This window comes from Actinoalloteichus spitiensis RMV-1378, from assembly GCF_000239155.1.
In the GTDB taxonomy this organism is placed as follows: Bacteria; Actinomycetota; Actinomycetes; order Mycobacteriales; family Pseudonocardiaceae; genus Actinoalloteichus_B; species Actinoalloteichus_B spitiensis.
On the sequence record NZ_AGVX02000135.1, the window covers coordinates 1 to 3,553 of the forward strand.

At 69.5% G+C, this 3,553-nt stretch carries 2 protein-coding genes; both read right to left on the minus strand.

What is annotated here, in order from left to right:
• Window positions 1–77: 77 nt before the first annotated feature.
• Window positions 78–2,027 carry a rhamnogalacturonan lyase gene (locus tag ACTIDRAF_RS0207200; RefSeq protein ID WP_083886148.1) on the minus strand — a complete coding sequence of 650 codons (1,950 nt, stop codon included), beginning with the start codon at window positions 2,025–2,027 and terminating at the stop codon, window positions 78–80.
• A gap of 366 nt (window positions 2,028–2,393) precedes the next feature.
• Window positions 2,394–3,428, minus strand: coding sequence for a TRM11 family SAM-dependent methyltransferase (locus ACTIDRAF_RS0207205; RefSeq protein ID WP_016698047.1), 1,035 nt, complete (start codon window positions 3,426–3,428; stop codon window positions 2,394–2,396).
• Between the last annotated feature and the right edge of the window lie 125 nt (window positions 3,429–3,553).

Consider the following 3,553-nt stretch of genomic DNA (forward strand, 5'->3'; position numbering starts at 1 on the left):
CACGACTCCTTGATCAGGAGCTACGAAAAAGGTAACGGGGCGACGTGGCCTCCCGGCGCGGCCCTCGGGTCAACGGGTCACGGGTAGTAGATGTTGGGCTGGTCGGGCGTCTCCATGTCGAAGCCCAGGAAGAAGCTGGTGTGCGGCGGCTGGTTGTAGGCGACGTTCTGCCAGGCCACCCCGAGCCGGTAGATGGGGTCGTGCATCAGCGTGGTGATGCGGTGCTCGGTGGGGTACGTCGTCGTGTAGACGCGCAGGGCCGTGTCGTCCTCGGTGGGCCACAGCACTTCCTCGCGCCAGTCGCCGAGGATGTCCGCCTGGAGGCTCGGATTGCCCTTGGTGTCGTTGATCGACTGGGTCCCGGTCGGCGTGAGCAGGTTGACGAGGGTCTCGTTCTCCCAGTCCCACTTGTCGATCCGGCCCACCCCGCGACGGTCGCTCTCCCGGAAGTCGTGGTCCAGGATCTCCCGGCCGAGGTCGCCGTCCCACCAGACGACGAAGTTCGCCGGGGGGATGTTGTTCGAGATCAGTTCGCCGGAGGCGCTGACCAGCCACCCGGTCGGGCTGTTCCACTCGCCGTCGACGGCCCAGGCTTCGGCACCGGGGTACCGGGGGTCGATGTCGCCGGCGGTGCCCCGGCCGGTGTCCCGCCCGGTGTGCTCACCCCAGAGCACCTCGCCGCTGCCAGCGTCCCGCAACGCCAGTCCGTACCGGGCGGAGGAGCTCTCCTGCACGCCGAAGACCTCCAAGCCGTCCCGGCTCGGGTCCAGGTTGCCCAGGTGCATGGCGTCGCCGTGCCCCAGGCCGGTGGAGTAGAGACCGGTGCCGTCGTCGTCGACGGTCATCTGGCCGAACACGATCTCGTCGCGCCCGTCGCCGTCGACGTCGCCCACGCTCAGGTTGTGGTTGCCCTGCCGGGCGTAGGCACCGTTGCCAGGCTCGTCGCTGTCGAAGATCCAGCGCTGGGTGAGTTCCCCGTCACGCCAGTCGTAGGCCGCCAGCACGGTCTTCTCGTAGTAGCCCCTGGACATCATGATGCTGGGACGTTCCCCGTCCAGGTAAGCGACGGCTGCCAGGAACCGGTCTCCCCGGTTGCCGTAGCAGTCACCCCACTGGCAGATGTCGCCGCGAGCGGGTTCGAAGTCGACGGTCTCCAGCGCTTCGCCGGTCAGGCCGTCGAAGACGGTCAGGAACTCGGGCCCGGTGAGGACGTAGCCGGAGGAGTTCCGGTAGTCCGCCTCGGGGTCACCAATCACCTGGCCGAGACCGTCCACCGTGCCGTCGGCGGTCCGCAGGACCACCTCCGAGCGGCCGTTACCGTCGAAGTCGTACACCAGGAACTGCGTGTAGTGCGCTCCGGCGCGGATGTTGGGTCCGAGCCCGAGCCGCCAGAGCTGTTCGCCCTCGAGGGTGTAGGCGTCGAGGAACACCTCACCGGTGTAGCCCGACCGGGAGTTGTCCTGCGCGTTGGTGGGCTCCCACTTGACGACGATGTCGTACTGGCCGTCGCCGTTGAGGTCACCGACGCTGGCGTCGTTGATCCGGTACTCGAACTCGCCCCCGTCCGGGGTCGTGCCACCCGCGGGCTTGTTCAGCGGGATGTCGAAGTGCGCCTCGGCCAGGGCGGTGGTCGTCTCCGACGCGCCGCGGCCACCCTGGCCGAGTGGCATCAGCTCGTAGGTGTCCCCCGGGGCGCCGTCGGGGTCGAGGAAGTTGGTGCTGGAGCGGATGGGCTGGCGGTTGATCTTCCGGCCGTCGCGGAACAGGTGGAAGCCGAGGTCCTGCGGGTCGGTGCCGAACAGGCGCCAGCTCACCAGGACCCCGTCCTCGGTGGGGACGGCCAGCAGTCCCCGGTCCAGGCGTTCGGCCTGCCGCGCCGGCGTGGCGTCCTCGGTGGTGGCGGACCCGGCCGGTGCGGCCGACCTGTCCGCTCCGGCGGGGTTGTCGAGTGCGGCGGCGCTGCCGGCGGACACCACGAGGGCGCTTCCGGCCACCAGCGCGAGTAGTGATCTTCGTGCACGCGTCATTGCGTTGGGCCCTTTCCCGGATCAGGGGCAGGTTGTCACGGTGTCGGGCGGTTCCGGTGTTCTCCTCGGTCCGGCTGTCCCGTTCCCGGCGTCGTCACGGGTTGGGGGAACCGTACTGGTCTGGGTCTGCCGAGAAACCGCTTCCCGACCTAGTGATAGCTGATCGCCGGCTGGGTCCCCTGGCGGGCTCACCGTGGTCCGGTCCGATGTTGACGCAGCTCAGGGCAGGTGTAGACCGATCAAGTCCGCGTTGGGGGCTGTTGGCCGTTACCGGTCACGGCCCCTTGGGGACGCTGGCGGGGCCGTCGCTGGACTGGTTGAGTGCGGGCCGGTGCGACGGGGGTTGCGGTGGCGGCGACCGACGGGTCAGGGCTTGGTGGCGACGACCAGGTCCCGGGTGATGGCCTGGTCGACCCGGTGTCGGAAGCCGTGGTAGGCGGGGGTGTCGCACACCCGCAGCCCGTTGTCGGTCAGGATCCTCGCCAGTTCGTCCCGGCCCGCCCCGTAGGTGTTCCAGGAGATCCCCATCGCGCCGCCGGAGCGGAGGAGACGGCACCACCCCGGGACGGCGGCGGTGAGGAGTTCCCGTGGGCTGCGGGCGAGACCGTCGTTGCGGTCCCGGCTGCCGTGCTGCACGCCGTAGGGGGCGTCGGTGACGATCAGGTCCACCGACCGGTCGGGGAAGAACTCCGCCGCGCGGAGGGTGTCGGCGTGCACGAGGTCGAGGGTGAGCCGCTCCCCCGCCTTGTAGCTCTCGCGGTCGACGCCGATCTCGGCGTGGAGGCGTCGACCGATCTGCTTCTTGTCCCGTCGGATCCTGGTGATCTCCGCGTGGTGCTTGACGCGCTTGCGTTTGAGCCAGGTGCGGAGGAACGCCGCGTAGGCGTCGACGTGCTTGCCGTCCGCTTCGACGCCGAGGGCGTCGAAGCCGTACGTCAGGGCCTGACTTAGGGTGGTGCCTCGCCCCGCGAGGGGGTCGAGCACGCGGAGCTTGCCACTGCCCCACTCGGCGACGAGGTCCGAGGAGAGCAGGGTGACGTTGAGCAGGAGTTTCGTGAAGAGTTCGTTGGTCTTGCCCACGTACTTCGGAATGGTGAGCAGGTCGTCGTCGAACCGGTCCCCCGGGTGGGCGTCCAGGGGCAGCAGCAGGTCGTCCCGCAGCTCGAACAGGGCGTACCGGGAGGACAGGTTCGCCAGGAGGTCCAGGTCCGCCGCCGAGAGTTCGTCCGCGCCGAAGGTCACGTAGTCCACGCCGCCCAGGCGGCGGATCCCGATGCCGGTGAGACGGCCGGGGAACAGGCGGTCACCGAAGACCGCGAGCTCGGCCCTGGTCAGGTCCACCGACGACCCGGTGTAGACCTTGTTCGCAGCGGGAAGGATCAGGATGCCGTAACGCCTCATGCGCTTCTGTTCCACCAAGGGTTCACTCCGTCGGGACCGCGCAAGGATACTGAAGGCCGGTGGCGCCCTGCCCCTGCCTGGCCGCGCGGAGCCGGTGGCACCGCCGGCGGCCGCCGGCGGTGCCG

What these genes read in the sequence shown, in the direction of transcription:
- ACTIDRAF_RS0207200 (WP_083886148.1), bottom strand. Translation starts at nt 2,027, where the DNA reads ATGACGCGTGCACGAAGATCACTACTCGCGCTGGTGGCCGGAAGCGCC.
- ACTIDRAF_RS0207205 (WP_016698047.1), bottom strand. Translation starts at nt 3,428, where the DNA reads ATGAGGCGTTACGGCATCCTGATCCTTCCCGCTGCGAACAAGGTCTAC.